Source organism: Micromonospora sp. RL09-050-HVF-A (assembly GCF_019374995.1).
GTDB lineage: Bacteria > Actinomycetota > Actinomycetes > Mycobacteriales > Micromonosporaceae > Micromonospora > Micromonospora antibiotica.
Map to the genome: position 1 here is coordinate 2,305,166 of NZ_JAGKQP010000002.1, position 26,584 is coordinate 2,331,749.

Genomic DNA, 26,584 nt, shown 5'->3' on the forward strand with positions numbered 1-26,584 from the left:
CCCGCTGAGCCACGACTCAGTCGGTCGAGCTGACCCAGCTCCCGCTCCCCGCACCTCCCGTCTGCGGTCCCGGCCACAGACCGGTCGGTGGTGCCGTCCCGCGTCGGGACGCCCCGGTGGAGCAGCCCGGTCACGACTTCGCGTGTGCGCCCCGTTCAACCCTTTGCGGTCCGCCCCGCCCCCGCGGACCGCCCCGTCGCCACCGGAGCCGTTCATGAGCCGCTACGTCGCCCCGCTGAGCTTCACCCTCGCCGCCGTCTGGGTGGCCGTCGTGTTCGTACTGGCCGGCGGCGGTCACTGACCACCACCGGCCGTCGCGCCGACCCGCACACCCCGGAGGGACACCCCGGACCGGGTCACCGCACCTCGGGACGTCCGCCAACCGCCACACCACACCCCGGACGTCCAGCCGGGCGTCACAGCATCCGGGACGTCCACAGCAGGCTCAACCCGCCCGCGCAGAGCACCAGCAGCAACGCCACCCCCGCGTACCACTGGGTGATCTCGCGGGGCTCGGTGCGGAACCCGATCGACGAGCCCATGTCCTGGTAGACCTGCTTCAGCTCGGCCACCGAGGCCGCCTCGTAGAAGTAACCCTCGGTGGTCTCGGCGAGCTGGGCCAGCGCCAGCCGGTCCACCGGCACCCGCTGCAACTGACCACCGATGTCGACCTGCCCCGAGTCGGTGCCGAACGCGATGGTGGACACCGGCACGTTCGCCGCCTGCGCCGCCGCCGCGGCCTCCTCCACCGACCGGCCCGAGGTGCGGAACCCGTCGGAGAGCAGCACGATCCGGGCCGGCGGAATGCCGGCCGCACCGTCGGCCGGCACCGACCGGATCGCCTCCAGGCAGGTGAAGACCGCCTCACCGGTGGCGGTCGCCTCGGCCAGGGTCAGCCCGTCGATCGCCGCCGTCACCACCGCCCGGTCCTTCGTGGGGGCCACCAGCACGTTCGCCGCCTTGGCGAAGGAGACCAACCCCAGGTTGTAGCTGGCCGGCAACTCACCGACGAACTGCTTCGCCGCCTCCTGCGCGGCCTCCAACCGGTTCGGCGACACGTCGTCGGCCTGCATGGACAGCGACACGTCGATGGCGAGCATCACGGTGGCCCGCTCCAACGGCTCCCGGGTGTCGATCGCCGGCCGGGCCATCCCGGTGGCCAGCGCCACCATCGCCAGCAGCAGCACGGTCGCCGCCACGTGCCGCCGCCACCCCAACCCCTTCGGCGCGAGGGTCCGCAGCAGGTCCACGTTGGTGAACCGCATCGCGTACGCCCGGCGGTGGCGCTGCCGCCAGACGTAGGCCGCGGCCAGGGCCAGCACCGGCACCAGCGTCAGCAGCCACCACGGTTGCATGAAACGGATCATCGCGTCGTCCCCCGGGTGCGGGCGTGCCGCTGGGCGGCCACGAATCGCACCATGTCCAGCAGCCAGTCTCGGTCGGTACGCAACACCAGGTGCCCGGCACCGGCGGCGCGCAGCTCGGTGGCGATCGCGCCGCGCTGGGCGGCGGCCGCCTCCGCGTAACGGCGGCGCAGCTGCGGATCGGCGGTCTGCACCTCGTGCAGCTCCCCGGTCTCCGGGTCCACCACCGGCAGCACCCCCACGTCGGGCAACTCCAGCTCGCGCGGGTCGACCACCTCGATGGCCAGCACGTCGTGCCGGACCCGCAGCTTACGCATCGGCCGGCCCCACTGCGCGGGCGGTGCGAGGAAGTCCGAGATCACCACGGCCAGGCCCCGGCGGCGCGGCGGCCGGTTGAGCAGGTCGATCAGCGCCCCCAGGTCACCGCGCCCGGGACGCAGCGGGGTGTGCGCCACCGCGCGCAGCAACGCCTGCGCCTCCCGCCGGCCGGAGCGGGCCGGCACCCGGGTCAGCGTCCCCGGCCCGGTGGGCTCCGGTGGTGGGGCGGAGCGCCACCGACGGGTGGGCGGGGCCGGCGGCGGGGCCCCGGTGCCGATCACCGCGCCGATCCGGTTGCCGCCGCGCACGGTCAGGTGGGTCAGCGCGGCCGTCGCGGCGACCACCACGTCCCGCTTGAGCCACCGGCCGGTGCCGAAGTCCAGGCTCGCCGACAGGTCCACCGCCAGCCACGTCTCCAACTCCCGGTCCGCCACCGTACGCCGCACGTGCGGGGTGGTGGTCCGGGCGGTCACCGGCCAGTCCATCCGGCGTACGTCGTCGCCGGGGCGGTACTCGCGCGACTCCCCCGCCTCGCTGCCCGGCCCCGGCAGCAGACCCGCATAGTCGCCCTGGAGCAGTCCGTCGAGTTTGCGGGTCACCAGCAGTTGCAGCCGGGACAGCACCGCCTCGTTGCGCTCCCCACCGGCGTCGGCCGGGCGTACCGGTGCGGTCACGGGCGCTGCCCGGGCCAGCCGGCGGCCGGCGGGCCGCTGACCGGCGGCGGCGCGGACGCCTGCTGACGGGGCGCCACCGAGGGCATCGGGATGGTCGACATCACCCGGTGCACCACGTGGTCGGCGGGCACGTCGTCGGCCAGCGCGTCATAGCTGAGCACCAGCCGGTGGCGCAGGATGTCCGGCGCGATGTCCTGGACGTCCTGCGGCAACGCGTAGTCCCGGCCGCGCAGCAGTGCCAGCGCCCGGGTGGCCCGGATCAGGCCGAGCGAGGCGCGTGGGCTGGCCCCGTACTGGATCAGCCGGGCCACGTCGGGCATCCCGTGCTCGGCGGGGCTGCGGGTGGCCAGCACCAGCCGGACGGCGTAGTCGACCAACGCGTTGTGCACGAAGACCTGGTCGGCCTTGCGTTGCAGGGCGAGCAGGTCGTCGGCGGTGAAGACCTGCGCCGGCACGGGCGCGGCGACCCCCATCCGGTAGACGATCTCCCGCTCCTCGGCGTCGGTGGGGTACCCGACGACGATCTTCATCAGGAAGCGGTCCCGTTGCGCCTCCGGCAACGGATAGACGCCCTCCTGCTCGATCGGGTTCTGGGTGGCCATCACCAGGAACGGGTCGGGCACCCGGTGGGTCTGGCCGCCGATGGAGACCTGCCGTTCGCTCATCACCTCCAGCAGTGCCGACTGCACCTTGGCCGGGGCCCGGTTGATCTCGTCGGCGAGCAGGAAGTTGACGAAGACCGGGCCCAGCTCGACGTCGAACTTCTCACTCGACTGCCGGTAGATCCGGGTGCCCATGATGTCGGCCGGCACCAGGTCCGGGGTGAACTGCACCCGGGCGAACTCCCCACCCACCACCCGGGCCAGGGTCTCCACCGCGAGGGTCTTGGCCACCCCCGGCACACCCTCCAGCAGGCAGTGCCCCCGGGCCAGGAGCGCCACGAACATCCGCTCCACCATCCGGTCCTGCCCGACGATCACCCGTTTGATCTCGAACAGCGCCCGCTCCAGCAGGGTGGCGTCCTGGGCGGGAGTGGTCACCACCGCAGGTGTCTCGGGGGCCGTCCCGTTCGGGGTCGGGGCGTCGGGCGTGGTCGGCTGGGCCACCGGTCCTCCACAGCATGATCGGTCGTCGTGGCGTGGTGCGGTAACAAGACTCGCATGCCCGGCTGAGAGCCGAGGTGGGGAGAACCCGATTTCCGCCACGCCGTCCCGATCACCGAATCGCTGAACGAGGGTGGACACGAAGGGGTCTGCCGCGTGTACGATTCACCCCGTCGCCGGGCGGCTCCCCCCGTGGCCGCCCGGCGCTCAAACCTCCGGCCCAGGCGTGCCTACACTTCCCTGGTGACCGATCCCACCCCCACCGACGAGGCCCCCGTCTGTTCGTCGCGGGGGTGTCGCGCGCCCGCCACCTGGGCGTTGCGCTGGAACAATCCCCGACTGCACACCCCCGACCGGCGCAAGACCTGGCTCGCCTGCCCGGCCCACCGGGGCAGTCTCGGCGACTTTCTCGACGCCCGGGGGTTCCTCCGGGAGGTCGCCGGGCTCCCCACATCGCATACCCTCGAAGCGTGAACGCTGCCGAGCCACCCCAGTCCCCGGTGAGCGCCCTGGAACCCTGGCCGGACACCGTCCGCTGGCAGCCGATCTCGACCGACCTGATCTGGGTCGAACTGCTCCGCCTGGCACTGGGCCTGGTGGTGCTGCTGGTCGGGCTGGCGGTGGGCTGGGCGCTGCAGGGGCACTGGCTGTTCGGCGCGGGCTGCGCCGTGGTGCTGCTCGGCGGCGGCTGGCGGGCGGTGACGATCGTCCGGGGCGTACACGCCTGGGGGTACGCCGAACGCGACGACGACCTGCTGGTCCGGCACGGGTTGCTGGTCCGCCGGTTGTCCATCGTGCCGTATTCGCGGATGCAGTTCGTCGACGTCAGCGCCGGCCCACTGGAACGCGCCTTCGACCTGGCCACCGTGCAGTTGCACACCGCCGCGGCGGCCACCGACGCCCGGGTGCCCGGCCTGCGGCCGGCCGAGGCGTCCCGGCTGCGCGACCGGCTCACCGCCCTCGGTGAGGACCGGGCGGAGGGGCTGTGACCGACGGCCACCCTGGCCCCGGCGCGGCCCGTCCCGCCGACCCGACGCCCACCAGGCCCACACCGTCTGACCCACCAGCACTGTCCGACCGTTCACCATCCGGCCCACCGGCACCGTCGGACCATTCACCATCGCACCGAGCGGCACCGTCGGGCCCAGCGGTGCCGTCGGGCCCAGCGGTGCCGGCGGGCCCAGCGGTGCCGGCGGCCCGCCCGCGCCGGGCGGGGTCGCCGCCCCGCAGGTGGCGACCGTCCCGGACCGTCTGGAGTCCCCCGCGCCGGCGGGACCCGTCACTGGTCCAGATGCCGACCAGCCGGGGCCGACCGGTCCGGGCGCGACGGCCGCCGATGCGCCGCCCCGGCAACGGCTGCACCCGCTGAGCCCGGTGTTGCAGGGGGCGAAGTCCCTGTTCGTGGTGATCGCCGGCCTGTCCTGGTCGACCCTGTCCCGGGTCGGCTTCGGCTGGTTCGCCGTGCTGGTGGCGGTACTCGCCCTGGGCGCGACCGTACTGGCGGTGGTCAGCTGGTACAACACCGGTTACCACATCGTCGGGCGGGAACTGCGGGTGCACGAGGGTCTGCTGTGGCGGCGCACCCGGGCGATCCCGCTGGAACGCCTACAGGCCGTGGAGGTGGTCCGCCCGCTGCTGGCACAGCTCACCGGCCTGGCCGAGCTGCGCCTGGAGGTGGTCGGCGGCGGTAAGACCGAGGCGCCGCTGGCGTACCTCTCGGTGGCCGACGCGGCCCGGCTGCGGCAGCGGCTGCTCGCCGTGGCCGCCGGCACCCCGGACCAGGAGACCACCGGGGCGGTCCCGCCGACGCCCGGCGACCCGGAGGTGGACGCCACCACGCCGACCGAGCGGGAGCCGGCGGGCCGGCCGCTGCACGCGGTGAGCAACACCGACCTGCTGGTCAGCCAACTCCTCACCCCGCAGGCGTTCCTGCTCCCGGTCGGGGTGGCCTTCGTGGTGGCGCAGTTCCTGTCCGAGGGCTCCTGGTCGTTCATCGCGGTCGCCAGCACCCTCACCGCGATGGCCGGCGTGCTGCTGCAACCGGTCCGCCGGGTCCTCGACGACTGGAGCTTCCGCCTGGCCCGCGAATCCGACCGGCTGCGCATCCACAACGGGCTGCTGGAGACCCGGATGCAGACCGTGCCGCTGGAACGGGTGCAGACCGTCGTGGTGACCTGGCCGCTGCTCTGGCGGATGAAGGGCTGGCTGCGGCTGCGGCTGGAGGTCGCCGGCTACTCCGGCGGCGAGACCGACGACCGCAACCGGCCCGACCGGCTGCTCCCCGTCGGCGACCTGGCCGTCGGCACGATGATCGTCGACGAGGTGCTGCCCGGGGTGCGGCTGGACGCGCTGCCGTTGACCCCGCCACCGCAGCGGGCCCGCTGGCTGCGCCCGCTCAGCGCCCGGGCGCTCGGCGCGGGGCTGCACGAGCGGGTGTTCGCCGTCCGGTCCGGTCTGCTCACCCGGCAGTTGGCGTTGGTGCCGTACGCCCGCATCCAGAGCGTGCGGGTGGTGCAGGGGCCAGCGCAGCGGCGGTTGCGGCTGGCGACCGTGCACGTCGACACCGCCGGTGGGTCGGGTGCCGCCGCGTACGACCGGGACCTGGCCCAGGCGTGGGCGCTCGCCGCGGAGCTGACCGCCCGGGCCCACGCCGCCCGCCGCGCCCGCTGATCAGCGCCGGGCGGACCCGGCCGGGGTGACGGCGACCGCAGCGTCGTCGGGTGACGCCGCGGCGGTGGAGCCGGCACGACGGGCCTGGCGGGCCCGCCAGGCCCGCTCGGCCAGCCCCACGACCAGGAACGTCACCCCCACGTACGCCCAGCCCACCAGGACGTCGATGACGTAGTGCTCACCGCTGTAGACCAGGGTGAAGGTCATCGCCAGCGGGTAGGCCAGCAGCAGCGGCCACCAGCGCCGCCGGGTCGAGCGCAGGAAGAACAACACCACGAACAACGCCCAGGCGGTGTGCAGCGACGGCATCGCGGCGACCGGGTTGGAGGCGATCTGCCCGGCGTTGAGCAGGTTGCCCGCGCCGTGCATCCCGAACTCCTTCCACCCCCGGGTGGAGATCCGGGCGACCTCGGTGAGCAGACCGTTCTGCGCCGCCCACCACGGCGGAGCGGCCGGATAGACGAAGTAGGTGACCAGGCCGGCCGCGCAGAGGAAACCCCACCGCCGCATATACGCCGCCCACCGTGCCCGGCTGCGCAGCCAGAGCACCGCGGCGGCGGCCAGCGTCACCACGAAGTGGGAGAAGTAGACCCAGCTGACCACCACGTCCCACCAGCGCACGTCGGGGCGGTAGAGGTGCTGCTGGAGCCAGACCGTCGGCACCTCGCCCCCGGTCGCCCAGCCGAACATCAACCGGTCGGCGACGATCAGCTCGTAGGCGTGCGGGGTGCGGCCGTTGTCGGCGAACCCCCGGGAGAGGTTGTAGAAGGCGAGCAGCAGCACCACCGGGATCCAGTCCCGGGCGAACCGCAGGTGGCTGCGCCAGGGCCGGCCCCAGTTCCAGGCGACGGTGCCGGCCCAGATCCACAGGAAGGCGTACGCCGGGTCGGTGGGCAGGCCGATGGCCAGCCAGGTCACCACGAAGGCGACGGCCCAGACGGACATCGCGATCACGCGGCGGCGTCCACCGGCGGACGCGCCGACGGACCCGGACGGGACGGGGGGCGGGGGCTCAGTCACAACGGCCATCGCGGTCAAGGTTAACGGTGGGCGACGCATCGACCACCGCCGACCACCTGTCGGGTGACCACCGGGCACGGGAGCCCGCCGACGGCGGCGGAAGCACCCGGCCGGCCGCCGATGTCCCGGCCGGCAGCGGGGGCCCGACCACTAGGCTGACCCCATGCTGGAACAGCCGGACGCACCGTTCCCGCCGGGGCTGACCGCCCGGGTGGAGCTGACCGTCGCCGACGCCGACACCGCGCGGGCCGTCGGCTCCGGTGACGTGCCGGTGCTGGCCACCCCCCGGGTGCTGGCCCTCGCCGAGGCCGCCACGGTGGCCGCGACGGCACCCCGGATGCCCACCGGCCGGACCACGGTCGGGGTCCGGGTCGAGCTGGCACACCTGGCCGCCACCCCGGTCGGGCGGACCGTGGTGGCCCACGCCCGGCTGGTCGAGGCCGACGGGCGGCGGCTGCTGTTCGAGGTGACGGTGACCGACGGCGACACGACGGTGGCGTCGGGCCGGGTGGAGCGGGCGCTGGTCGACCGGCAACGGTTCGTCGAGCGGGCGGCGCGGGTGTCATGACGAACCGGTTCGTGGAGATCGCCGACCGGGTCCACGTGCTGCGGGAACCGCTGCTCGACGTCAACGTCACGCTGGTGGTCGGCGACGGCGCGGCGCTGCTGGTGGACACCCTGTCCACCGCCGGTCAGGCCGCCGAGCTGGCCGCCGCGGCGCGGGCCGTCACCCCGCACCCGTGGACGCTGGTCAACACCCACCACCACTTCGACCACTGCTTCGGCAACGCGACGCTCGCCGCCGACCCACCCCGCCCGGTGTACGCGCACGAGGTGGCCGCCGCCGCACTGCGGGACCGGCCGGACCAGCTGCGCCGGGCGGCGTACGAGGAGATGCGGGCGGAGCATCCCGGGCTCGCCGCCGAGCTGGCCGGGACGACCCTGCTGGCCCCGACGCACACCGTGCACACCGAGACCGTGCTGGACGTCGGCGGCCGGCGGGTGGTGCTGCGGCACCCGGGGCACGGGCACACCGACGGGGATCTGGTGGTACACGTGCCGGATGCCGACGTGCTGGTCGCCGGGGATCTGGTGGAGCAGTCCGGGCCGCCGGCCTTCGAGGAGTCCTACCCGTTGCAGTGGCCGGACGCCGTGGCCGACCTGCTGCGGATGACCACGCCCGCGACGGTGGTGGTGCCGGGCCACGGCACGCCGGTGGACGTGGAGTTCGTCCGGGCCCAGCACGCCCAACTGGTCGAGCTGGCCTGGCTGATCCGGGCCGCGCACACCGGCGACGCCCCGCCGGAGCGGGTGGCCGCCGGCTCCCCGTTCGGTGCCCGACCCGGCCTGGTCGCCGCCCGCCGGGGCTACCGGGAACTCGACGGCACGCCCTGAGTCACCGGCCGCCGCGGACGGCCGGACGAACTGGCACCACGCCGTGCCCGACCGTCGACCCGGTCGCTGCGGTGACCGGGTGGGCGGCGCTCAGTCGGTGAAGCGGCGGCGTACCGCGTCCCGGGTGGGCATGGCGACCGCACCGCCGGGTGACTCGCAGACCAGGCCGGCGACCCGCAGGGCGAACGCCACCCGCCGGTGCCAGCCGGTCGGCTCGGTCGGTTCGCCGTCGGCCAGCAACTCGGCGATGAGCGCGGCCATCACCGAGTCGCCCGCGCCGGTGGCGTCCACCGCCTGGACCTTCGGCGCGGGCACCCGGACCGGGTCGGGACCGGCGGCGACCAGGGCACCGTCCGCGCCGAGGGTCACCACCACCGTGCCCGCGCCCACCTCCCGCAGGTACGCGGCGACCCCCTCGACCGGCTCGTCGGGCCAGAGGAGGGCGGCGTCGGCGCTGCTGAGCTTCACCAGGTGCGCCGAGGCGGCGAACTCCACCACCACCTGGCGCAGGCCGGCCAGTTCCGCCGGGCCGGACAGCAGCCGGGGCCGGACGTTGGGGTCGAAGACCCGCAGGCCGGGCGCGAGCGACCAGGCCCGCCGGGCGGCGGCGAGAGTCGGTGGGCGCAGCAGCACGATCGAGCCGCAGTAGAGCACGTCCGCGCCCTCGATCAGCGCCCCGTCGAGGTCGTCGGCGGCGAGCAGGCCGTACGACGGTGGTTCGCCGTAGAAGCGGAAGTCCGGCTCGGCCCCGGTGTGGGTGGTGACCGCCAGCGTGGTGGGTGCGGGCACGGTGACCGCGCCGGTCAGCCCGACCCCGGCGTCGGCCAGGAAGGCGCGGATGCGGCCGGCGAGCACGTCGTCGCCGAGGGAGCCGACGAACTCGGCGGTGCCGCCGAGCCGGGCCACCCCGACGGCGACGTTGAGCGGGCCGCCGCCGATCGCCTGCCGGAACACCGGCTGCCCCTCGGACTCGGCGTCCAACAGGTCGATCAGCGCCTCACCGAGCACCACCGCGTACCCCACGTCGCCTCCCAGCGCGTCGTCGTCGGCTACCAGGCTGGCACAACGGTCCATGCCGATCGGGGCCGGCCGGGCAACCAGATCCCACCCATCGAGCAACGACTATTGCGTGGTTCGTCCGGGCGTGATGGTATTGGGGTGCCGGGCCGGCGCGGAGGGCTGCCGCACCCGCTCGGCGATCAGCTGGGGTCTGACGCGAGAGGCACCGGTCCGTGGGCACGGACCGCCGACGGCACGCGCCCGTCGGCCCCTGTCGGGCCGCCGGCCAGAGCCGCGACCGACGCATCCCTCACCTTGTGCGGGGCGGGCGTTCGCGCCACCCCGCGGATCAGGAGAAGCTCGTGCTTCGTTCCCGTACGGCCGCGTTGTTCACCGCGGCCGCCACCCTCGCCTTCGGGGCCGTCGCCCTGACGGTGCAGCCCGAACCGGCCGCCGCACACGGCACGCCGATCGTTCCGGGCAGCCGGACCTACCTGTGCTGGCAGGACGGCCTGAGCCCCACCGGCGAGATCCGGCCGAACAACCCGGCCTGCTCCGCCGCCGTCGCCCAGAGCGGCACCAACTCCCTCTACAACTGGTTCAGCGTGCTCCGCTCCGACGCCGGTGGCCGCACCGTCGGCTTCATCCCCGACGGCAAGCTGTGCAGCGGCGGCAACACCGGTTTCGCCGGGTACGACCTGGCCCGTACCGACTGGCCGCTGACCCACCTGACGTCCGGTGCCCGGCTGGACTTCAAGTACAGCAACTGGGCGCACCACCCGGGCACCTTCTACTTCTATGTGACGAAGGACAGCTGGAGCCCGACCCGGCCGCTGGCCTGGAGTGACCTGGAGGAGCCGTTCCTCACGGTGACCAACCCGCCCCAGCGGGGCGCGTCGGGCACCAACGAGGGGCACTACTACTTCAGCGGGAACCTGCCGTCGGGCAAGTCCGGCCGGCACATCATCTACTCCCGCTGGGTCCGCTCGGACAGCCAGGAGAACTTCTTCGGCTGCTCGGACGTCACCTTCGACGGTGGCAACGGTCAGGTGACCGGGGTCGGCAGCGGCAACAACCCGACCACCCCGCCGCCGACCACGCCCCCGCCGACCACCCCGCCGCCGACCACCACCCCGCCGCCGCCGACCACGACCCCGCCGCCGCCGACCACCACCCCGCCGCCGGGCAACAGCGACTGCATGGCGGTCTACAAGGTGGTCAGCGCCTGGAACGGCGGCTTCCAGGGTGAGGTCACCATCATGAACCACAGCACCCGCACGTACGGGGGCTGGGCGGCGAGCTGGACCTGGCCCAACGGTCAGGTGATCTCGCAGGTCTGGAACGGCTCGCTGAGCACCAGCGGGTCGACGGTGACCGTCACCAACGCCGCGTACAACGGCTCGATCGCGCCGGAGAAGACGACCACGTTCGGCTTCACGGCGAGCAGCACCGGCACCAACGGACTGCCGACGGTCTCCTGCTCCGGCCGGTGATCCGACGCTGAACGCACACACCGGAGGCCCCCACCCGTCGGGTGGGGGCCTCCGGTCCGTCCGGGCCCGGTGTCCGTCGCGACGGGACCGGGGGCGGGGTCAGCGGACCATGCTGCCGACCACCGGCTTGGTGAGCAGGGCCGACTGGTTGCGCTGGATGCCCGGGTCGAGGGTCTTGGCCACGAAGATGGCGTGCCAGATGCAGAAGATCAGCACCGTCCACACCTTGCGGGAGTTGTCCGCCTCCTCACGCTTGTGCTCCTCCAGCAGCCGCATCGCGTACGACAGGTCGATCAGGTCGCCGGCACCGGAGGTGGACAGCACGTGCCGGGCCCACTCGTACATCTCGCCGCGCAGCCAGACCCGGGTGGGGGTCGGGAAGCCCAGCTTCTTGCGGTTGACGATGGCCGGCGGCACGACGCCCTGCAACGCCTGGCGCATGGCGTACTTGGTGGCGTCGGAACGGGGCGGCAGCTTCAGGTCGACCGGGATGGTGGCCGCCACGTCGAAGACCGCCCGGTCCAGGAACGGCACCCGCACCTCCAGCGAGTGCGACATCGAGATCCGGTCCGCCTTGACCAGGATGTCGCCGCGCAGCCAGGTGTAGAGGTCGACGTACTGCATCTTGGTGACGTCGTCCAGCTCGGTGCACTCGGCGTAGATCGGGGCGGTGACGTCGGTGTAACGCACCGACGGGTCGTAGCGGCGCAGCAGGTGCTGCTTCTCCTCCTCGGTGAACATCCGGGCGTTGCCGTAGTAGCGCTGCTCGATCGGGGTGGTGCCGCGCTCCAGGAAGCTCTTGCCCTTGACCCCCTGCGGGATCGCCTTGGAGACCGCGCGCAGGCCCTTCTGCACCCCGCCCGGCAGCCCGTTGACGGTGCCGAGGGAGAGCGGCTCCCGGTAGATGGTGTAACCGCCGAAGAACTCGTCGGCGCCCTCGCCGGAGAGCACCACCGTGACGTGCTCGGCGGCCTTCTTGGCGACGAAGTAGAGCGGCACCAGCGCCGGGTCGGCCACCGGGTCGTCCAGGTGCCAGACGATCTTCGGCAGCGCGTCGATCATGTCCTGCGGCCCGATCTTGGTCGGGATCGTCGTCACGTCGAGATGCCGGGCCGAGTCCTGGGCCACGTCGATCTCGGAGTAGCCGGGCACGTCGTAGCCGACGGTGAAGGTGAGGATGTTGGGGTTGAACTCGCGGGCCAGGGCCACCACGGCGGTCGAGTCGATGCCGCTGGACAGGAACGAGCCGACCGGCACGTCCGAGCGCATGTGCATCCGTACGCTCTCCCGAAGCGTCTCCCGGATCTCGTGGTAGAGCCGCTGCTCGTCGGCGACCGGGGCGGGCCGGAACACCGGCCGGTACCAGCGCCGCACGTCCAGCCGGCCCCCCGGCGACCAGGTCAGGTACTCCCCGGAGCCGATCCGGCTGATCCCCTGGTGCAGGGTGCCGGGCTCGGGAACGTACTGGAGGGTGAGGTAGTGGCTGAGGTTGGCGGTGTCGATGCCGGCGTCACCCTGGTAGTAGGAGTGCGCGAAGGGCAGCAGCGCCTTCTTCTCGGAGGCGAGGTAGAGGCCGTCGGCGGTCTCCAGGTAGTGCAGCGGCTTGATGCCGAAGTAGTCCCGCGCGCCGAACGCCCGACGCTCCTGCCGGTCCCAGATGACGAAGGCGAACATGCCGCGCAGCCGGGTGAGCACCTGCTCGCCCCAGTAGTGGTAGCCGGCGACGATCACCTCGCCGTCACCGGCGGTGGCGAACTGGGCCCCGAAGTTGCGGGCCAGCTCCTCGCGCAGCTCGATGTAGTTGTAGATCTCGCCGTTGAAGGTCAGCAGGTAGCGGCCGCCCGCGTAGGGCAGCGGCTCGTGGCTGGACGCCACGTCGATGATGGCGAGCCGCTTGTGGGCGAACACCCCGTCGGCGTAGTGGCCGGTGGCGTCACCGACCACCTCGACCCCTGTCTCGTCCGGTCCGCGGTGGTGCAGGCATTCCAACGCCCCCGCGATGTTGTCGCGGTGGGCGGCGGCGTTGCCGTTCGCGCTGAAGAAGGCCAGGAGTCCGCACATGGTCGCCATCTTTCCACGCGGCACATTCCGGTCGTGCGGCACCGCTGGCTCTGTCCCTCCGCGCGAAGCGGACGGCGCTGTCCCTCCGCGCGAGCGTCCGGTGCCGGACCGCAGGCACCCCGCCCGGCCGGAGCCGGGGTACCGTCTGGACGAGCGACGAGGCGAAGGGAGCCGACATGGCCGAGGAACGGACGGAAGGCAAGCCGGCGGACGGCACCGAATCGCACGACCCGGACTTTCCGGAGGCGTTCCTGTCCTTCATGCGGCACGGCTGGCGCGACACCAGCCTGCCGGTCGGGCCCCGACCGGAGGTCCCGCACCACGCCAAGCGGCGGGCCGCGCTCTCCGCGGCCTTCCCGGGCGAGACGCTGGTCATCCCCACCGGCACCGAGAAGGTACGCGCCAACGACACCGACCACCCGTTCCGGCCGGGCAGCGACTTCGCCTACCTGACCGGGGACCACGACCCGGACAGCGTCCTGGTGCTGCGCCCCAACGGTTCGGGGCACGACGCGACGCTGTACATGCGTCCCCGGTCCTCGCGGGAGACCGACGAGTTCTTCCGCAGCCGGCACGGCGAGCTGTGGGTGGGCCGGCGGCACACCCTGGCCGAGAAGTCCACCGAACTGGGCCTGCCCACGGAGGACCTGACGGCGCTGGACGGGGCGCTGGCGCGGATGGCACCGGGGCGGACCCGGGTGTTGCGCGGCTTCGACCAGCGGGTCGACGCGGCGGTGCGCCCGTGGGACGGCCCCGGGAGGAGGGGCAGCCGGCCCGCGACCGGGAGCTGGCGATCGTGATCGCCGAGCTGAAGCTGGTCAAGGACGAGTGGGAGGTCGCCCAACTCCAGGACGCGGTCGACGCCACCGTACGCGGCTTCGAGGACGTGACCCGGGTGCTGCCGGCCGACCGGGGGTCTCCGAGCGGCTGTTGGAGGGGATCTTCGCGCTGCGGGCCCGGCACGACGGCAACGACGTCGGCTACAGCTCGATCGTCGGGGGCGGCGAGCACGCGACGATCCTGCACTGGGTGCACAACCACGGCGCGACCCGTCCGGGTGAGCTGCTGTTGATGGACATGGGCGTGGAGAACCGCAACCTCTACACCGCCGACGTGACCCGGGTGCTGCCGGTGGACGGCCGGTTCACCCCGCTGCAACGCCAGGTCTACGACGCGGTGTACGCCGCCCAGCAGGCCGGCATCGACGCGATCCGGCCGGGCGTGGGGTTCCGCGAGGTGCACCTGACCTCGATGCGGGTGCTCGCCGAGGCGCTGAAGGATCTCGATCTGCTGCCGGTGAGCGTCGACGAGGCGATGGACCCGGCCTCCACGGTCTACCGGCGGTGGACCCTGCACGGCACCAGTCACATGCTCGGCATCGACGTGCACGACTGCGCGAACGCCCGCAAGGAGAAGTACCGCGACGGCCAGCTCGGTGAGGGTTACGTGCTCACCGTCGAGCCGGGGCTGTATTTCCAGCCGGAGGACGAGCTGGTCCCGGAGGAGCTGCGCGGCATCGGGGTCCGCATCGAGGACGACATCCTGGTCACCGCGACCGGTTCGGTGAACCTGTCGGCCGGTCTGCCCCGCCGCTCCGACGAGGTGGAGACCTGGCTGGCCGAGCAGCGTGAGGCGGGTCCCCGCCTGCCCGGCTGACCCCCGCACCCGGTTCACGGCGGCCCCGCCGCCGGACGCGTCGCCCCCTCGGCGGACGCCTCCGGCGGCGGGCCGCCGTCGTTCCCGCCCCACGCACCGCTCCCGCCCCGCCTGGCCTGGCCATCCCCGGCTGAAGCCGCCCCTGCGGCGAGTTACAGGGGATCACCCGCTGAGGACCTGCTCGTCCCGAGGGTCACCGACCGCCGGAACGTGCAAATAAGGCGGGCTTTCTTCGGGTTTGGCCTCATAGCGAGGAACGTTCTCATACCGTGGGTTTCGGGAGCTACAACCGATTTGTAGCAGGGGACGTCCGCTCAGGCGCGGCGACCCTGTCTGGTACGAGGAGAGGGCAGAGAGCTCCGATGTCCAACTACCTAACGAACAACGAAGCCTCCGCGCGGGCGACGGGGAGCAGGAGCCGTCGCAAGCTCTGGCTCGCCAGTGGCGTCGCCGGGTTGACAGGTGTGGTCAGTCTCGCCGCGGTGGGCGTCGCCGGCAGTGCCGGGGCGGTCGGGGTGAGCGGACTGAAGTGGAACACCACTCAGCAGGTCACCAAGGACGGCGACCATGGCCGCGGCGACGAGGGCCCGGACCGTGGCGGCAAGGACGACCGTGGCGGCAAGGACGAGCACGAGGGCAAGGACCGCGAGCGTGGAAGGGAGGTGCCCTGCGACACCGACCGGCTCATCCAGGCCATCGTCTTCGCCAACAGCCGCGACGGCGGCGTGCTGGACCTGGCCAAGGGCTGCACCTACAACCTGACCCGCAACCAGGACGGCAACGGCCTGCCGGTGATCACCCAGAACATCACCCTTCGGGGTGAGCACACCACGATCTCCCGGGACGCCACCGCCGACTACTTCCGGATCCTCAACGTGGGCCCCGGCGGCCACCTGAGCATCAAGGGCCTGACCATCAAGGGCGGGCAGACCATCGAGGCGTTCACGGCCGTCGCGCCGGAGACGGTCTGGGGGGCCTACTCGGACTCCCAGGCGATCGCCGCCCAGGTGAAGGCCGGCACCCCGCTGACCCAGGCGCTCACCGTCCGCAAGGCGAACCCGAAGGCCGGCCTGAAGGCCGCGCCGAAGGCCACGCCCAAGGCCGCCGTACAGCTCGCACCCAAGGCCAAGCCGGGGGCCGTCACGCCGCTGGTCCTCACGCCGGGCATCAACGACGGCGCCGGGATCCTGGTGCAACCGGGTGGTACGGCCGACCTGTTCGACACCTCGGTCGTGCTGAACCAGTCCGGCGGCAACGGCGGCGGGCTGGCCAACTTCGGCACCACGTCGCTGCGGCACACCGAGGTCGCCCACAACACCGCCTTCTTCTTCGGCGGTGGCATCTTCAACGCCGGCCTGCTCAAGGTCGACGAATCCACGATCACCGACAACACCGCCGTCATCGGTGGTGGCGGCATCTCCAACGGCGCCGCGGAGATCTTCACCGAGGACGTCGACGGCGGCACCGTCCTGATCGAGAAGTCCAAGATCACCGAGAACGAGACGCTCGGCTTCGGCGGCGGCCTGCTCGACATCGGGGGCAACACCACAGTGCGCTACACGGAGGTCCTGTCGAACACCGCGGTGCTCGCCGGTGGCGGTATCGCGGCGGCGGACGCCCAGGTCAACGTGCACCACTCGACGGTGGCCAAGAACAGCACCGCGGGCGTCGGCGGCGGCGTGGCCGTGGCCTTCGACAGCGCGGTCACCATCGAGAAGAGCCACCTCAAGGAGAACACCGCCGGCTTCTTCGGCGGCGGGCTGTTCAACGCGGACAGCGTCACCACGGTGCGTGAGTCCGAGGTCGTCGCCAACCGGGCCCTCGGTCCGATCGGCGTCGGCGGCGGCATCTTCAACATCTTCGGCGAGGTCAACCTCAGCCGGACGAAGGTCGCCAACAACTTCGCCACCTTCGCTCCGGGCGGTGTGTTCACCTTCGAGGGCGTGGTGAACGTGGACGACAAGTCCGCGATCGTCGCGAACCGCCCGACGAACTGCCTGGCCATCCCGGGCGACACCATCCCGAACTGCTTCGGCTGAGCATCCTCGGATGACGTGCGGCCGGTGACGGCGGCACACCGGGCAGGACGCGAACCGGCCCCCCTCCGCAGCACGCGGAGGGGGGCCGGTCGTCGCCTGCTCAGCGCACGACGAAGCGCCGTCGGGTCAACGCTGGACGAAGACCCCCACGCTGCGTGCCGGCACGGTGAAGGTGCCCGCCGCCCGGTCGAACGAGGCGGCCCGCAGCACCGGGTCGGCGGAGTCGGCCAGCACCGGGTGCAGGGTGGTGTCGGTGCCCCGCAACCCGGCCACCGTCTGCTTCGCCGCCGTCGGGGTGGCGTTGAAGACCACGGTCACCGTCTTCCACCGGCCACCCAGCCCCCGGGCGTCCAGGGTCATGGTGAGCACCCCCGGGGTCTCCTTCGCCCCGGACAGCGGGAAGGCGACCCGCTGCTGCACCTGGTCGGCGGTGGACAGCCCGAACACCGGCGAGGACCGCCGGATCTCCAGCAGTTCCGCGTACCGGGCGTCGGCCAGGTCGATCGCGGCGCAGTCCGGGACCAGGGACGGATCGGCCAGCAGCGGCTTCGCGTACGACCACTTGTCCTGGTTGTCCGCCGCCGGTGGGAGACCGGCACCGAAGCCGTTGCCCTCGGCGCAGTCCCAGCGGATCTGGTTGAACCAGTCACCGGAGTTGTAGGAGTTGCGGTCGAGCGACTTCGACCGCAGCCGCTCCGAGCCAGCCGCCACGAACCCGGTCCCCTGCCCGAGGGCGGTGGTGGCCAGGGCGAGCACCTGCATCCGGGCCCGGTCCGTCGCCGAGGTGCCGGTCGGCAGCTTGTACGCCAGCGCGTCGTACAGGATCTCGTTGTCGTGCGCGTCGACGTAGGTCACCGCCTCGCCGGGCGCGGCGGTGTAGCCGGCCGGGGAGCCGTTGTAGTCCACCTGCGCCCCGGTGACCTTGCGGCCGGTGGAGTCGGTGAACCGGTAGCCGCGCAGGTTGCCGGTCAGCCCCACCTTGATCAGGTCCTGCTGGTGGCGCAGCCGGGCCTGTTGTTCGGCGGCGGTGCCGTTGACCGGGTCGCCGTTGGGATCGGTGTAGAGGCCGGAGGCGAAGCCCTGCACGCGCGGGTTGGCGTCGAAGGGGCCGCCACCGCGTACCGCGTCGCGGAGCCGGTCGTTGAAGGTGCCGATCCCGGTGCCGGCCATGTTGGTCTGGGTGGCCTGGACGAACCGGGCGTCGTCGGCGACCTCGCCGAAGTTCCAGCCCTCGCCGTAGAGCAGGATCTTCTTCCCGTCGACACCGTCGCGGGCGAGGGTGAGACGGTCCAGCGCGGCCCGGACGGCCAGGATGTTGGCCTTGGGGTGGTGGCCCATCAGGTCGAACCGGAAGCCGTCCACCTTGTACTGCTTCGCCCAGACGACCAGCGAGTCGACCACCAACTTGCCCATCATGGCGTGCTCGGGGGCGGTGTTGGCGCAGCAGGTCGAGTTGGCGACGGTGCCGTCATCGAGCAGCCGGTGGTAGTAGCCGGGCACCACCTGGTCGAGGACCGACTTCGGATCGGTGCCGGCGGCGGAGGTGTGGTTGTAGACCACGTCGAGCACCACCCGCAGGCCAGCGCCGTTGATCCCGGCGACCATCCGGCGGAACTCGGTGGTCCGCCGCGCCCCGTCCGGGTCGACGGCGTAGCCGCCCTCGGGGACGGTGTAGTGCAGCGGGTCGTACCCCCAGTTGTAGCCGTCGGTGTCGGCGACCGCCGCGACGCACGCCTGCTGCCGGTCGGAGTCCGGGGGCAGCGTCGCCAGGTCGCAGTCGGGCTGCCGCTGGTCGGCGCGCTTCTCGGGAATGGTGGCGAAGTCGAACACCGGCAGCAGGTGCAGGTAGTTGACCCCGGCGTCGCCGAGCGCCTTGAGGTGTTTCATGCCGGCCGTGCCCGGGTCGGTGAAGGCCAGGTAGGTGCCCCGCCGGTCGGCCGGGACGGTGGTGTCGGCGATGGAGAAGTCGCGTACCGACAGTTCGGAGATCTGCGCCTGCGACGCGGCCGGCGCGGCCGGCTTGCGCAGCCCGGACCAGCCGGTCGGGGTGAGCGCCGGGTCGGCCAGGTCGACGATCTGGCTGTGCGTGGAGTCCGCCGCGAGCGCCACCGAGTAGGGGTCGGTGACCGAGGCGGTGACGATCTTCTGGGCGGCCGGCTGCCAGGCTTCGACCCGGTAGCGGTAGTACCGGCCGGTCCAGTCGCGGCTGCCGCGTACCGACCAGACGCCGGTGCGGTCGTCGCGGCGCATCGCCACCGTGCGCGGCTGCGCCGACGGCGTGTCGGACAGTTCGAGGGTGACGGTGCGGGCGGTGGGCGCCCAGACCGCGAGGGTGGGCACCTTACCGGCGAAACTGACGCCGAGCGTCGCGTCGGTGGCGGCCCGGTAGACGTCGTCGAGCGCGCCGGGGATCTGCACCCCGGTCGCGCGCAGCAGCGCCCCCCGGGCGTCGCGTTCGGTCACCACGAGTTGCCCGCGCAGCGCCGCCGGCACCTTCGCCAGGTCGGCCCGGTCGAGACGGAACGCCTGGTGGGCCCACAGGTGCGGGAAGGCCGCCCGCTGGGCCTCGGTGAGCCCGTTGCGCTGCGCCCGCAACGGCAGCGAGGTGTACGTCCCGGACAGCTCGCCGTCGACCACACTCAGCCCACCCGCCGGGGCGGCCACCAGGGCGTACGCCCTGCCGTCGGTCGGGCCGACGGCCCAGGTGACCGTGGACCTGTCGATCCACTGCGCCTGCTGCTTCGTGATGTCGAGGTCCTTCGTCGTCCCGGTGGCGGTGGCGGGGAGCAGCCGGCCGGGCACCCCGCCCAGCAGCCAGACCTCGTGGCCGACCCCGGTGAGGTCGAGTCGCTGGTCGTCGGGCTGATCCTTGGTGTCGCCCCGGTGGATGATGTAGTTGAGCCCGGTCGCGCCGGCCGCCAGCGGCACCCGGAACAGCGCGCCGAAGGAGTCCACCTTCTCGGGCAGGAGCGGGCTGGCCCAGTCGGTCGGGGTGGCCGCGCCGTCCCACAGGTGCAGGCCCCAGCCGGCGTAGTCGTTGTCGGCCTTGCGCCAGTGGATGATCGCGGTGCCCGGGTCGACGGGTGGGTCGGGTTCGCCGGTGGCGGCCTGCCGGGTGGGATAGAGCGCCGGGTCGCCCTGCTTGACCCAGACCTCGCCGGTGGTGGTCACGTCGATGGTGCGGTCGTTGGCGACGTCCTTGGTGCCCGCCTTGTCGACCACGAGGAACCCGACGGACTTGGCGCCAGGCTTGAGCTTCACCCAGGCGAACCGGCCGTACGAATCCTCCCCGGCGAACGGCTGCCCGGCGGGCCACTGCGTGACGTACGCCGGATCGAGGTCACCCCAGGCGTACAGTCCCCAGTCGGCGTAGTCCCCGGCGGGGCGCTGGTAGTGCACCACCACCCAGTCCCGGGACGCGCCCTGCGCGGGGGTGCCGACCACCCCGGTCGACCGGGTGGCGGTCGTCCGCCCCTTTCCGTCGCGGACCACCGCCTTGTATTCGACCCGGGTGCCCCCGGCGAGCCCGGTCAGGTCGTGGTGCACGGTGTACGGCGCGGTGTGCGCGCTGCCCAGCAGGGTCCATTTCCCACCCGCGACCCGGGCGGCGACGGTGACGGTGGCCAGCGGGTCACCTGTCACCTGAGCGGTGACGGCGGCCCGGGTGGCGACCGGGTCGGTGCCCGGCTCGGTGAGGGTGACGGTCGGCTTGGCGGTGGCCTGTGGGACGGGCCGGCCGGCCTTGAGCACCACCGCCGACCCGGCGGGGACGGTCACGCTCAGCTTTCCGTCGGTGCCGGCGGTCGGGGTGGCCGTGCCGCCGTAGATGCCGGTGAACGTGGTGCCGGGTGACCAGGTCTGCACGGTGACAGTCTGCGGGGTGCCGGCGTTGTTCACCGCCACCAGGTACTCGGTGCGGTCGGCCGGGGAGATCCGGGAGAAGGCGAAGACACCCGGCCCGTCGGCGGCGTACCGGGTGACCTGGACGCCGTCGCGCAGGCCGGGGTGCGCGGCCCGCAGCCGGCCCAGCTCGGCGATGGTGCGGTACAGCGGGTGGGTGGTGTCGTACTGGTCCGCGGCGTGGGTGCGGGTGGTGCCGATCAGGTCGTCGTCGAGGTAGTCCGCCGTGCGGGTGGCGAACATGTCCTGCCGGGCGTCCTTGTCCCCGCCCGGCCCGGTGAAGCCCTGCTCGTCGCCGGAGTAGACGACCGGCTGACCCCGGGTGAGGAACATCAGCTGGTGGGCGAGGCGGTCCCGGCCGAACTGGCGGGCGTCGTCGCCCCCGGCGGCGGCGATGAACGAGCCGATCCGACCCATGTCGTGGTTGCCGAGGAAGGTGGTCAGCCGGCCGGCGTCGGTGTCCCGGGCGGCGTACAGCGGGTCCTTGGCGTAGACGTCGGCCAGCGCCTTCGCCGATCCGTCGGTGGTGACGTAGCCGCGCGCCGCCTCCTGGAAGGAGAAGTCGAGGGTGGCCGGCAGCCCGCCGCGCCGCACGTAGGTGGAGGTGACCTCCTGGTCGGCGCTGTAGACCTCGCCGAACATGAAGAAGTCCTTCTTGCCGGCGGAGTCGGCGGCGCGCTTGATGCCCTGGCTGAACTGCGGCCAGAAGTCGAGGTTGACGTGCTTGACGGTGTCCAGCCGGAACCCGTCGACGTCGGTGCTGGCGATCCAGTCGCCGTACGCCTTGGTCAGGCCCCGGACCACCTCGGGCCGCTCGGTCCACAGGTCGTCGAGGCCGTAGAAGTCGCCGTACTCGCTGTTCTCACCGGCGAAGGTGGAGTCACCCCGGTTGTGGTACATCGTCGGGTCGTTGAGCCAGGCCGGCACCTTGACGCCCGCGTCGGCTCCGGTGGCGAACGTCGGCGTGTACGGGCCGGCGTCGGTGTTCACCCTCGGGAAGTCCCGGGTGCCGTCGGCGTAGTTGCGGTCCTCGAACTCACGCCCCTGCGCGTCGGTGTACGGCGACGTCTTCTTGTCGACGTAGGCGTACTTGCCCTCGGCGTAGGAGATGACGTCGGCGGTGTGGTTGACGATGACGTCGAGGTAGACCTTGATGCCCCGCTGGTGGGCCAGCCTGACCAGCCGCTTCATTTCCTCGTTGGTGCCGAAGTGCGGGTCGACCTGGGTGAAGTCGGTGATCCAGTAGCCGTGGTAGCCGGCGGAGACGTCCGCGCCGCTGCCCTGCACAGGGCGGTTCTTGAACACCGGCGCCAGCCAGATGGCGGTGGTGCCGAGCCCCTGGATGTAGTCGAGCTTGTCGATGACGCCCTTGAGGTCGCCACCGTGGTAGAAGCCCTTGTCGGTCGGGTCGAGCCCGGTGCGCAGCCGGTCGCCGGTGAGACCGCCGGTGTCGTTGCGGCGGTCGCCGTTGGCGAACCGGTCCGGCAGGACGAAGTAGAACTGCTCGGCGCGTCCCTTACCGGTGCCGGCGGCGAGCAGCGCCTCGGTGGTGGGTTCGGCACCCCACTGGGCGGCGCCGGCCGCGGCGAGTGCGTCGATGGTGGACGGGCGGTCGGTGGCGTCGGCACCGAGGTGGCGGACGGCGACCGGGACGCCGACGAGGGCGAGGGTGAGGGTGGAGACCAGGGCGAGCAGCGCCTTGCGCGGCAGCGGGGGTTTCATCGACGGCCTTCCTATGGTCGCTGATTCGCCCGCACGCTAGCCCTTTCCGAAAGGGTTCTGCAATACCTTGCAAACCAAGTCGCAACAAAGCAGCAAACTTGCAACGACGGCAACCGGACCGGCGACCCGACGCGACGGTCAGAGACCGGAGCAGGCCACCCCGTCGACCGTGCAGCGCGACGGCCGGATGCTGCCCCCGGTGTTCTCGAAGTGGAACCGCAACGGCACCGACGCCCCCGGCGCGACGTTCACCCCACTGGTGTACGTGAACACCCCACCCGACATCCGGGGGGTGCCCTGCGGCGCACCCTCCACCCACGAGGTGACCAGCCTGCTGCCGGCGGGCGGGACCAGCCGCACCGTCCAGGGCCGGGCCACCCGGTCCCGGTTGTGCAGCAGCACCTCACCGATGAACGCCTCGTTGTTCCAACTGTCCCGCACGCTGAACCGACCCGTCATCGGCGACGACGGCGGGGCCGGTGGCGCGGGCGGCGTGGCCTGCGGGGCCGGCGGGGCGGGCGGCGCACCTGGGTCGTCGGGCGGCACCACGACCCCGTCGGGCGGCGAGGACACCGCACCGCCACCACCCGACGGGTCACCCCCGACGACGTCGGCGGGCAGCTCGACCGGCAGCGGGTCGGTGCGGCGGGGCGTCAGACCGGGGACGACCGGTTCGGGCAGGTTCGCCGCCACCGGCGCCCGGTCGGTCACCCCCGACCCGGGCAGCGAGTAGGCCGGCACCGGATCGGCCGGCCGCGCCTCGAACGCCGGCCCACGACTGCGGTACGACGCCAGCGCCACGATCAGGAGCACGACCATCACCAGCACCCCGGTGGCGACCACGACCCATGGCGACGACGCCAGCGCACCCGCTCCGTGTGCCCGCGGTTGTGCGCGACGCATGCCGGACATGACCCTCCCTGGTCGGCCCCGTCCGAGAAGAGTAACGATCCCGGCGTTTGCCGGAAAGTGGCTGAGGCATCGGATTTTGTCCTAACCGGACAGTTCGCCGTTCGTCAGCCCCGTACCCGCAACGCGTCCACCTGGAAGTAGACGCCGTTCCGCTTGACCGCCCAGATGGTGTACGTCCCGAGCGGAAGGTCCCTGACGCTGAACACCGTCTGCTGGGGCTGGTAACGGTTCGCCCGCGCGCTCACCCGCTGCTGCTTCACCGGCCGGCCGCCGGCATCGACGACCCACACGTCGGCATCCCCGTACTCCGGGTCCCGCGACGTGATGTAGTCCAGCCCCGTGCCGGTGAACGTGAAGCTGAACGAGTCCCCGTCGTGGATCGTGTAGTGAACGTCGTCGCGGTGGTCGCCGTACGGCCGGTCCCGGGAGACCGCCCACCGCCCCCGGTAGGAGATGCCCGGGGCGTCGTCGTTGAGCAGCGTGGTCGGCTTCGGCGAGGGCGTCGCGGCCGACGGCGACACGGACGGGGACGGGGACGGCGTGGCCGACCGGGACGCGGTGGGCGGTCGACCGGCCGGTGGCAGGGCCACGCCCGGTCCGCCACCGGGGTCCGGGCGGGTCCTGGTGGGCGACGGCGACGGCAGCACCGACTCGGTCGCCACCGGCACACCCGGCACCATGATGGCCTCGCTGCGCGCCCCGGCGCCGTGCTCGGCGTAACGGTCGTGACCGAGCACCGCCACCAACGCCTTGACCAGCAAGAAGAGCAGCACGATCACCGCGATCGAGGCGAGCGTCCAGGGCAGCGCGGCGATCGCGTGGGGCAACCGAGACGTCCACCGCGTCCAGCGCGTCCCCGGCATGATCCTCCTCGGTCGATCCCGTACGCAGAGATTAGCGACCGTCCAGTAGCGATGATCAGCGGGGGCGGTAGGCCCGGCGCGCGCAGGTCAGCCGGTCCGGATGACGGTGCAGATCGCCGGGCCGTCCTCGGTGCCACGCAGCAGGTAGCGGTAGCGCTCCCCGGGCACCGCCCGCCCCTGGCTGTCCAGGAACTCCCACCGCACGGCGACCATGGTCAGCAGGGCGGAGACCGGCTCGACCTGCTCGATCAGCGCGTGCGCCGCGACCAGCTCCCGTTCCTGGTAGTCGGGCGCGGCACCGACGAAGGAGAGCGCGACGGCGGCCATCGTGCTGAACGAGAAGCTGTAGCTGTCGGCGACCACCAGCCCGGGCAGGGCGTAACAGCCGGCGATGGCGGGCACGTCACCGGTGGTGAGTGCCACCCCGTAACGGTCGAAGAAATCGCTCAGCGTATTCAGATCGGTGGAAGCTCTCACGGCGTCACCAGTTGCCGTCGCCGCCCGCCGGCAAACCTCATCGGGGCGGGATGCGTACCTCGATCTCCGCGCCCAGCCGTGCGTCGCCGGCCAGGTCGAGGTCGTCGCCGCTCCAGAACCGGCCCGGGTCGTACCAGTTGGGCCGGCGGCCGGGCGGCAGCAACCCCATCGCCTCGTAGGTCACCGCCACCACCTCCGCGCAGTACGCGGTCTCCAGCGCGCGGTCGCCGGTCGGCCGGTCGCCGGGCTGCCGGTCGGCCGGCTCGCCGTCCCGGTCCCGCCGACCCGGCAGGGGCAACGGGATGCGCAGCTGCGGGACCCGCCCCCGGGCCCACCGCCAGGCCAACTGGGCGGTGGACGGGAACGGGGTGCCGTCGAGCCGGGCCACGGTCTGCAGCACCGCCTGCTCCATCGCCAGGTCGGCCGACGGTTCGAGCTGACGCAGCCAGGCGCGCTGGCCGTACCGGTTGGCCCAGACGCAGACCGCGTCGCGCAGGTCGTGCAGTTGCACACCGCGCTGGTGGGTGCCGGTCCACATGTCCCGCAGCGACCGCCCCAGCTCGGCGTGCCACATCAACGGCGGCATGTCGTCCAGCACCACCGCCATGCCGACGTGGTTGACGGGACTGTTGGTGGTGAACTGGATGGCCCGGTCCGGCACGCTGCGCCCCCGGAACACCCACACGTCACCGGTACGGCTCAGGTCGACGGCCTCGTCCAGGCTGATGCTCATGAGCGTCTACCCTAGGCCGATGCGGCAACGGATGCAGTGGTGGAAGGTCCTCGGGTTGGCGGGTATCGCGGGGGTCGCCGCGACCGGCGTGGTCGTCGCCCGCGCCGAACGGCGGCGTCGCGCGTACACCCCGGAGGAGATCCGGGACCGGCTGCGGCAGCGGCACGCCGAGGCCGCGAAGCCCGCCGACGACCCGGCCTGACCGACCCCGGGCCGTCCGTCGCCGGTCGGCCACGGACGGCGCCCACGGCGGCCCCGACGGGGCAGTCGGGCGGGCCGCCGACGGCTAGGCTCCCGGCATGGATGATGCGGTCGAGCAGCAACCCTTCGTGTTGTCACCGCCCGCAGCGCCGGTGGAGCGGCACGGCCAGGTCGACCTGCACCTGCCGACCGGCCCCGGGCCGCACCCCGTCGTGGTGGTCGTGCACGGTGCCCCACTTCCGCCGGGCGCACCGGATCCTCGGGACTGGCTGCTCTACCGGGGCTACGGGGCGCTCGTCGCCGAGCAGGGTCTGGTCGCCGCCGTCGTCAGCTACCGGGTCACCGACCTCGCCGGGCTGCCCACCACCGCCGACGAGATCGCCGGCCTGGTCGAGGCCGTCCGGTCCGATCCCCGGGTGGACGCGCAGCGGGTGGTGCTCTGGTTCTTCTCCGGTGGGTGCCTGCTGGCGGCCGACTGGCTGCGCGCCGCGCCGGCCTGGGTACGGGGCATCGCGCTGACCTATCCGCTGCTCGTCCCGCTGCCCGGCTGGGAGGTGCCGGCGCGGTTCCTGCCGATCGATGCCCTCGGTGCCGGCTCGACGACGCCGGTGGTGCTGACCCGGGCCGGGCAGGACAAGCTCCCCGGGCTGCTGGCCGGCATCGCCGCGTTCCTCGACGCCGCCGCCCAGGTCGGGCGACCGGTGCGTCTGGTGGAGGTGCCGGACGGCCAGCACGCCTTCGACATCCTGGACCACACCGAGCAGTCGCGTGACGCCGTCCGGGCGGCCCGGGACGCGGTGGTCGACCTGATCCGGGCCGACTGAGCCGGGTCCACCACCCACCGCACCGGGTCCGGTAGCCGCCCGGACGTCCGGTTCCGACCGGAGGTCCCGCACCGGACAAGCCCGTTTGTGCCCGATCGTCCCGTGGCCGGGGCCACCCGCACGGCGGAATCGTCGCCGGGGCCGGGGCGTTGTACCTGGC

Annotated in this window: 21 protein-coding genes and 1 pseudogene; 11 read left to right on the forward strand and 11 right to left on the reverse strand. The window is 72.8% G+C overall.

The window, feature by feature from the left end; translation table 11 throughout:
• The first annotated feature begins 163 nt into the window (after positions 1–163).
• Positions 164–301: a hypothetical protein gene (locus tag J7462_RS09785; protein ID WP_219463656.1), complete on the forward strand. Its 138-nt coding sequence runs from the start codon at positions 164–166 to the stop codon at positions 299–301.
• A gap of 115 nt (positions 302–416) precedes the next feature.
• Here the strand turns inward: J7462_RS09785 and J7462_RS09790 are convergent, their stop codons facing one another.
• From J7462_RS09790 to J7462_RS09800, 3 genes are read right to left on the reverse strand one after another with little or no spacing between them, the layout of a single operon-like run.
• Entirely contained in the window at positions 417–1,367 is a 951-nt protein-coding gene (locus tag J7462_RS09790; RefSeq protein WP_219463657.1) for a VWA domain-containing protein, read from the reverse strand.
• Complete coding sequence (locus tag J7462_RS09795) at positions 1,364–2,374, reverse strand: DUF58 domain-containing protein (RefSeq protein WP_219470191.1); 1,011 nt, start codon at positions 2,372–2,374, stop codon at positions 1,364–1,366. Before J7462_RS09795 ends, J7462_RS09790 begins: the two co-directional genes overlap by 4 nt.
• Positions 2,353–3,462, reverse strand: a complete 1,110-nt coding sequence (locus J7462_RS09800) for a MoxR family ATPase (RefSeq protein WP_219463659.1) — start codon at positions 3,460–3,462, stop codon at positions 2,353–2,355. Before J7462_RS09800 ends, J7462_RS09795 begins: the two co-directional genes overlap by 22 nt.
• A gap of 240 nt (positions 3,463–3,702) precedes the next feature.
• Between J7462_RS09800 and J7462_RS09805 the strand changes: the two genes are divergently transcribed.
• The 3 genes from J7462_RS09805 (at position 3,703) to J7462_RS09815 (ending at position 6,129) form a co-directional block, all read left to right on the forward strand.
• Entirely contained in the window at positions 3,703–3,933 is a 231-nt protein-coding gene (locus J7462_RS09805) for a hypothetical protein (RefSeq protein ID WP_219463660.1), read from the forward strand.
• Positions 3,930–4,448, forward strand: a complete 519-nt coding sequence (locus J7462_RS09810) for a PH domain-containing protein (RefSeq protein ID WP_308290849.1) — start codon at positions 3,930–3,932, stop codon at positions 4,446–4,448. The genes J7462_RS09805 and J7462_RS09810 overlap by 4 nt, the downstream gene beginning before the upstream one ends.
• Before the next feature lie 262 nt (positions 4,449–4,710).
• Complete coding sequence (locus J7462_RS09815) at positions 4,711–6,129, forward strand: PH domain-containing protein (RefSeq protein WP_374197570.1); 1,419 nt, start codon at positions 4,711–4,713, stop codon at positions 6,127–6,129.
• On the opposite strand, the gene J7462_RS09820 is transcribed toward J7462_RS09815, so the two are convergent.
• The gene (locus J7462_RS09820; protein WP_219463664.1) at positions 6,130–7,158 is read right to left on the reverse strand and encodes a phosphatase PAP2 family protein; all 1,029 of its coding nucleotides are present in this window, start codon (positions 7,156–7,158) and stop codon (positions 6,130–6,132) included.
• A gap of 154 nt (positions 7,159–7,312) precedes the next feature.
• On the opposite strand from J7462_RS09820, the gene J7462_RS09825 reads away from it, so the two are divergent.
• The gene (locus tag J7462_RS09825) at positions 7,313–7,717 is read left to right on the forward strand and encodes a thioesterase family protein (protein WP_208570936.1); all 405 of its coding nucleotides are present in this window, start codon (positions 7,313–7,315) and stop codon (positions 7,715–7,717) included.
• Entirely contained in the window at positions 7,714–8,544 is an 831-nt protein-coding gene (locus J7462_RS09830; RefSeq protein ID WP_219463666.1) for an MBL fold metallo-hydrolase, read from the forward strand. The genes J7462_RS09825 and J7462_RS09830 overlap by 4 nt, the downstream gene beginning before the upstream one ends.
• Before the next feature lie 90 nt (positions 8,545–8,634).
• Here J7462_RS09830 and J7462_RS09835 read toward each other — a convergent pair whose 3' ends face one another.
• Positions 8,635–9,567 (reverse strand): carbohydrate kinase, encoded by a 933-nt coding sequence (locus tag J7462_RS09835; RefSeq protein ID WP_219470196.1) that lies wholly within the window; start codon positions 9,565–9,567, stop codon positions 8,635–8,637.
• A 338-nt stretch (positions 9,568–9,905) separates the two neighbouring features.
• Here J7462_RS09835 and J7462_RS09840 point away from each other — a divergent pair, with 338 nt between their 5' ends.
• Positions 9,906–11,036, forward strand: coding sequence for a lytic polysaccharide monooxygenase (locus tag J7462_RS09840; protein ID WP_219463669.1), 1,131 nt, complete (start codon positions 9,906–9,908; stop codon positions 11,034–11,036).
• Between the two features lie 99 nt (positions 11,037–11,135).
• On the opposite strand, the gene asnB is transcribed toward J7462_RS09840, so the two are convergent.
• On the reverse strand, positions 11,136–13,097 hold the full coding sequence (gene asnB / locus J7462_RS09845; RefSeq protein WP_208570933.1) for an asparagine synthase (glutamine-hydrolyzing): 1,962 nt from the start codon (positions 13,095–13,097) through the stop codon (positions 11,136–11,138).
• A 176-nt stretch (positions 13,098–13,273) separates the two neighbouring features.
• Here asnB and J7462_RS09850 point away from each other — a divergent pair.
• Positions 13,274–14,753: pseudogene (locus J7462_RS09850) on the forward strand (aminopeptidase P family protein).
• A 362-nt stretch (positions 14,754–15,115) separates the two neighbouring features.
• The gene (locus J7462_RS09855) at positions 15,116–16,792 is read left to right on the forward strand and encodes a right-handed parallel beta-helix repeat-containing protein (RefSeq protein WP_219463671.1); all 1,677 of its coding nucleotides are present in this window, start codon (positions 15,116–15,118) and stop codon (positions 16,790–16,792) included.
• A 126-nt stretch (positions 16,793–16,918) separates the two neighbouring features.
• On the opposite strand, the gene pulA is transcribed toward J7462_RS09855, so the two are convergent.
• The 5 genes from pulA to J7462_RS09880 all read right to left on the reverse strand — a co-directional run bounded on the left by pulA (position 16,919) and on the right by J7462_RS09880 (position 25,399).
• Positions 16,919–22,414, reverse strand: coding sequence for a pullulanase-type alpha-1,6-glucosidase (gene pulA / locus J7462_RS09860; RefSeq protein ID WP_219463673.1), 5,496 nt, complete (start codon positions 22,412–22,414; stop codon positions 16,919–16,921).
• A gap of 138 nt (positions 22,415–22,552) precedes the next feature.
• Positions 22,553–23,326, reverse strand: a complete 774-nt coding sequence (locus J7462_RS09865) for a cellulose binding domain-containing protein (protein ID WP_219463675.1) — start codon at positions 23,324–23,326, stop codon at positions 22,553–22,555.
• A gap of 104 nt (positions 23,327–23,430) precedes the next feature.
• Entirely contained in the window at positions 23,431–24,153 is a 723-nt protein-coding gene (locus J7462_RS09870; protein ID WP_219463681.1) for a hypothetical protein, read from the reverse strand.
• A 123-nt stretch (positions 24,154–24,276) separates the two neighbouring features.
• Positions 24,277–24,666: a hypothetical protein gene (locus J7462_RS09875; RefSeq protein ID WP_219463682.1), complete on the reverse strand. Its 390-nt coding sequence runs from the start codon at positions 24,664–24,666 to the stop codon at positions 24,277–24,279.
• A 37-nt stretch (positions 24,667–24,703) separates the two neighbouring features.
• A complete protein-coding gene (locus tag J7462_RS09880) occupies positions 24,704–25,399 on the reverse strand; it encodes a hypothetical protein (protein ID WP_219463684.1) in 696 nt (231 codons plus the stop codon).
• On the opposite strand from J7462_RS09880, the gene J7462_RS09885 reads away from it, so the two are divergent.
• The gene (locus J7462_RS09885; protein ID WP_208570938.1) at positions 25,398–25,601 is read left to right on the forward strand and encodes a hypothetical protein; all 204 of its coding nucleotides are present in this window, start codon (positions 25,398–25,400) and stop codon (positions 25,599–25,601) included. The genes J7462_RS09880 and J7462_RS09885 overlap by 2 nt on opposite strands.
• Positions 25,602–25,698: 97 nt before the next feature.
• A complete protein-coding gene (locus tag J7462_RS09890) occupies positions 25,699–26,424 on the forward strand; it encodes a hypothetical protein (RefSeq protein WP_219463686.1) in 726 nt (241 codons plus the stop codon).
• Positions 26,425–26,584: the final 160 nt, after the last annotated feature.

Bases quoted from the DNA above. Each gene is read 5' to 3' on its own strand.
- J7462_RS09865 (WP_219463675.1), bottom strand. From the start codon at position 23,326: ATGTCCGGCATGCGTCGCGCACAACCGCGGGCACACGGAGCGGGTGCG.
- J7462_RS09830 (WP_219463666.1), top strand. From the start codon at position 7,714: ATGACGAACCGGTTCGTGGAGATCGCCGACCGGGTCCACGTGCTGCGG.
- J7462_RS09855 (WP_219463671.1), top strand. From the start codon at position 15,116: ATGTCCAACTACCTAACGAACAACGAAGCCTCCGCGCGGGCGACGGGG.
- J7462_RS09890 (WP_219463686.1), top strand. From the start codon at position 25,699: ATGGATGATGCGGTCGAGCAGCAACCCTTCGTGTTGTCACCGCCCGCA.
- J7462_RS09880 (WP_219463684.1), bottom strand. From the start codon at position 25,399: ATGAGCATCAGCCTGGACGAGGCCGTCGACCTGAGCCGTACCGGTGAC.
- J7462_RS09885 (WP_208570938.1), top strand. From the start codon at position 25,398: ATGAGCGTCTACCCTAGGCCGATGCGGCAACGGATGCAGTGGTGGAAG.
- J7462_RS09790 (WP_219463657.1), bottom strand. From the start codon at position 1,367: ATGATCCGTTTCATGCAACCGTGGTGGCTGCTGACGCTGGTGCCGGTG.
- J7462_RS09820 (WP_219463664.1), bottom strand. From the start codon at position 7,158: ATGGCCGTTGTGACTGAGCCCCCGCCCCCCGTCCCGTCCGGGTCCGTC.
- pulA (WP_219463673.1), bottom strand. From the start codon at position 22,414: ATGAAACCCCCGCTGCCGCGCAAGGCGCTGCTCGCCCTGGTCTCCACC.
- J7462_RS09825 (WP_208570936.1), top strand. From the start codon at position 7,313: ATGCTGGAACAGCCGGACGCACCGTTCCCGCCGGGGCTGACCGCCCGG.
- asnB (WP_208570933.1), bottom strand. From the start codon at position 13,097: ATGTGCGGACTCCTGGCCTTCTTCAGCGCGAACGGCAACGCCGCCGCC.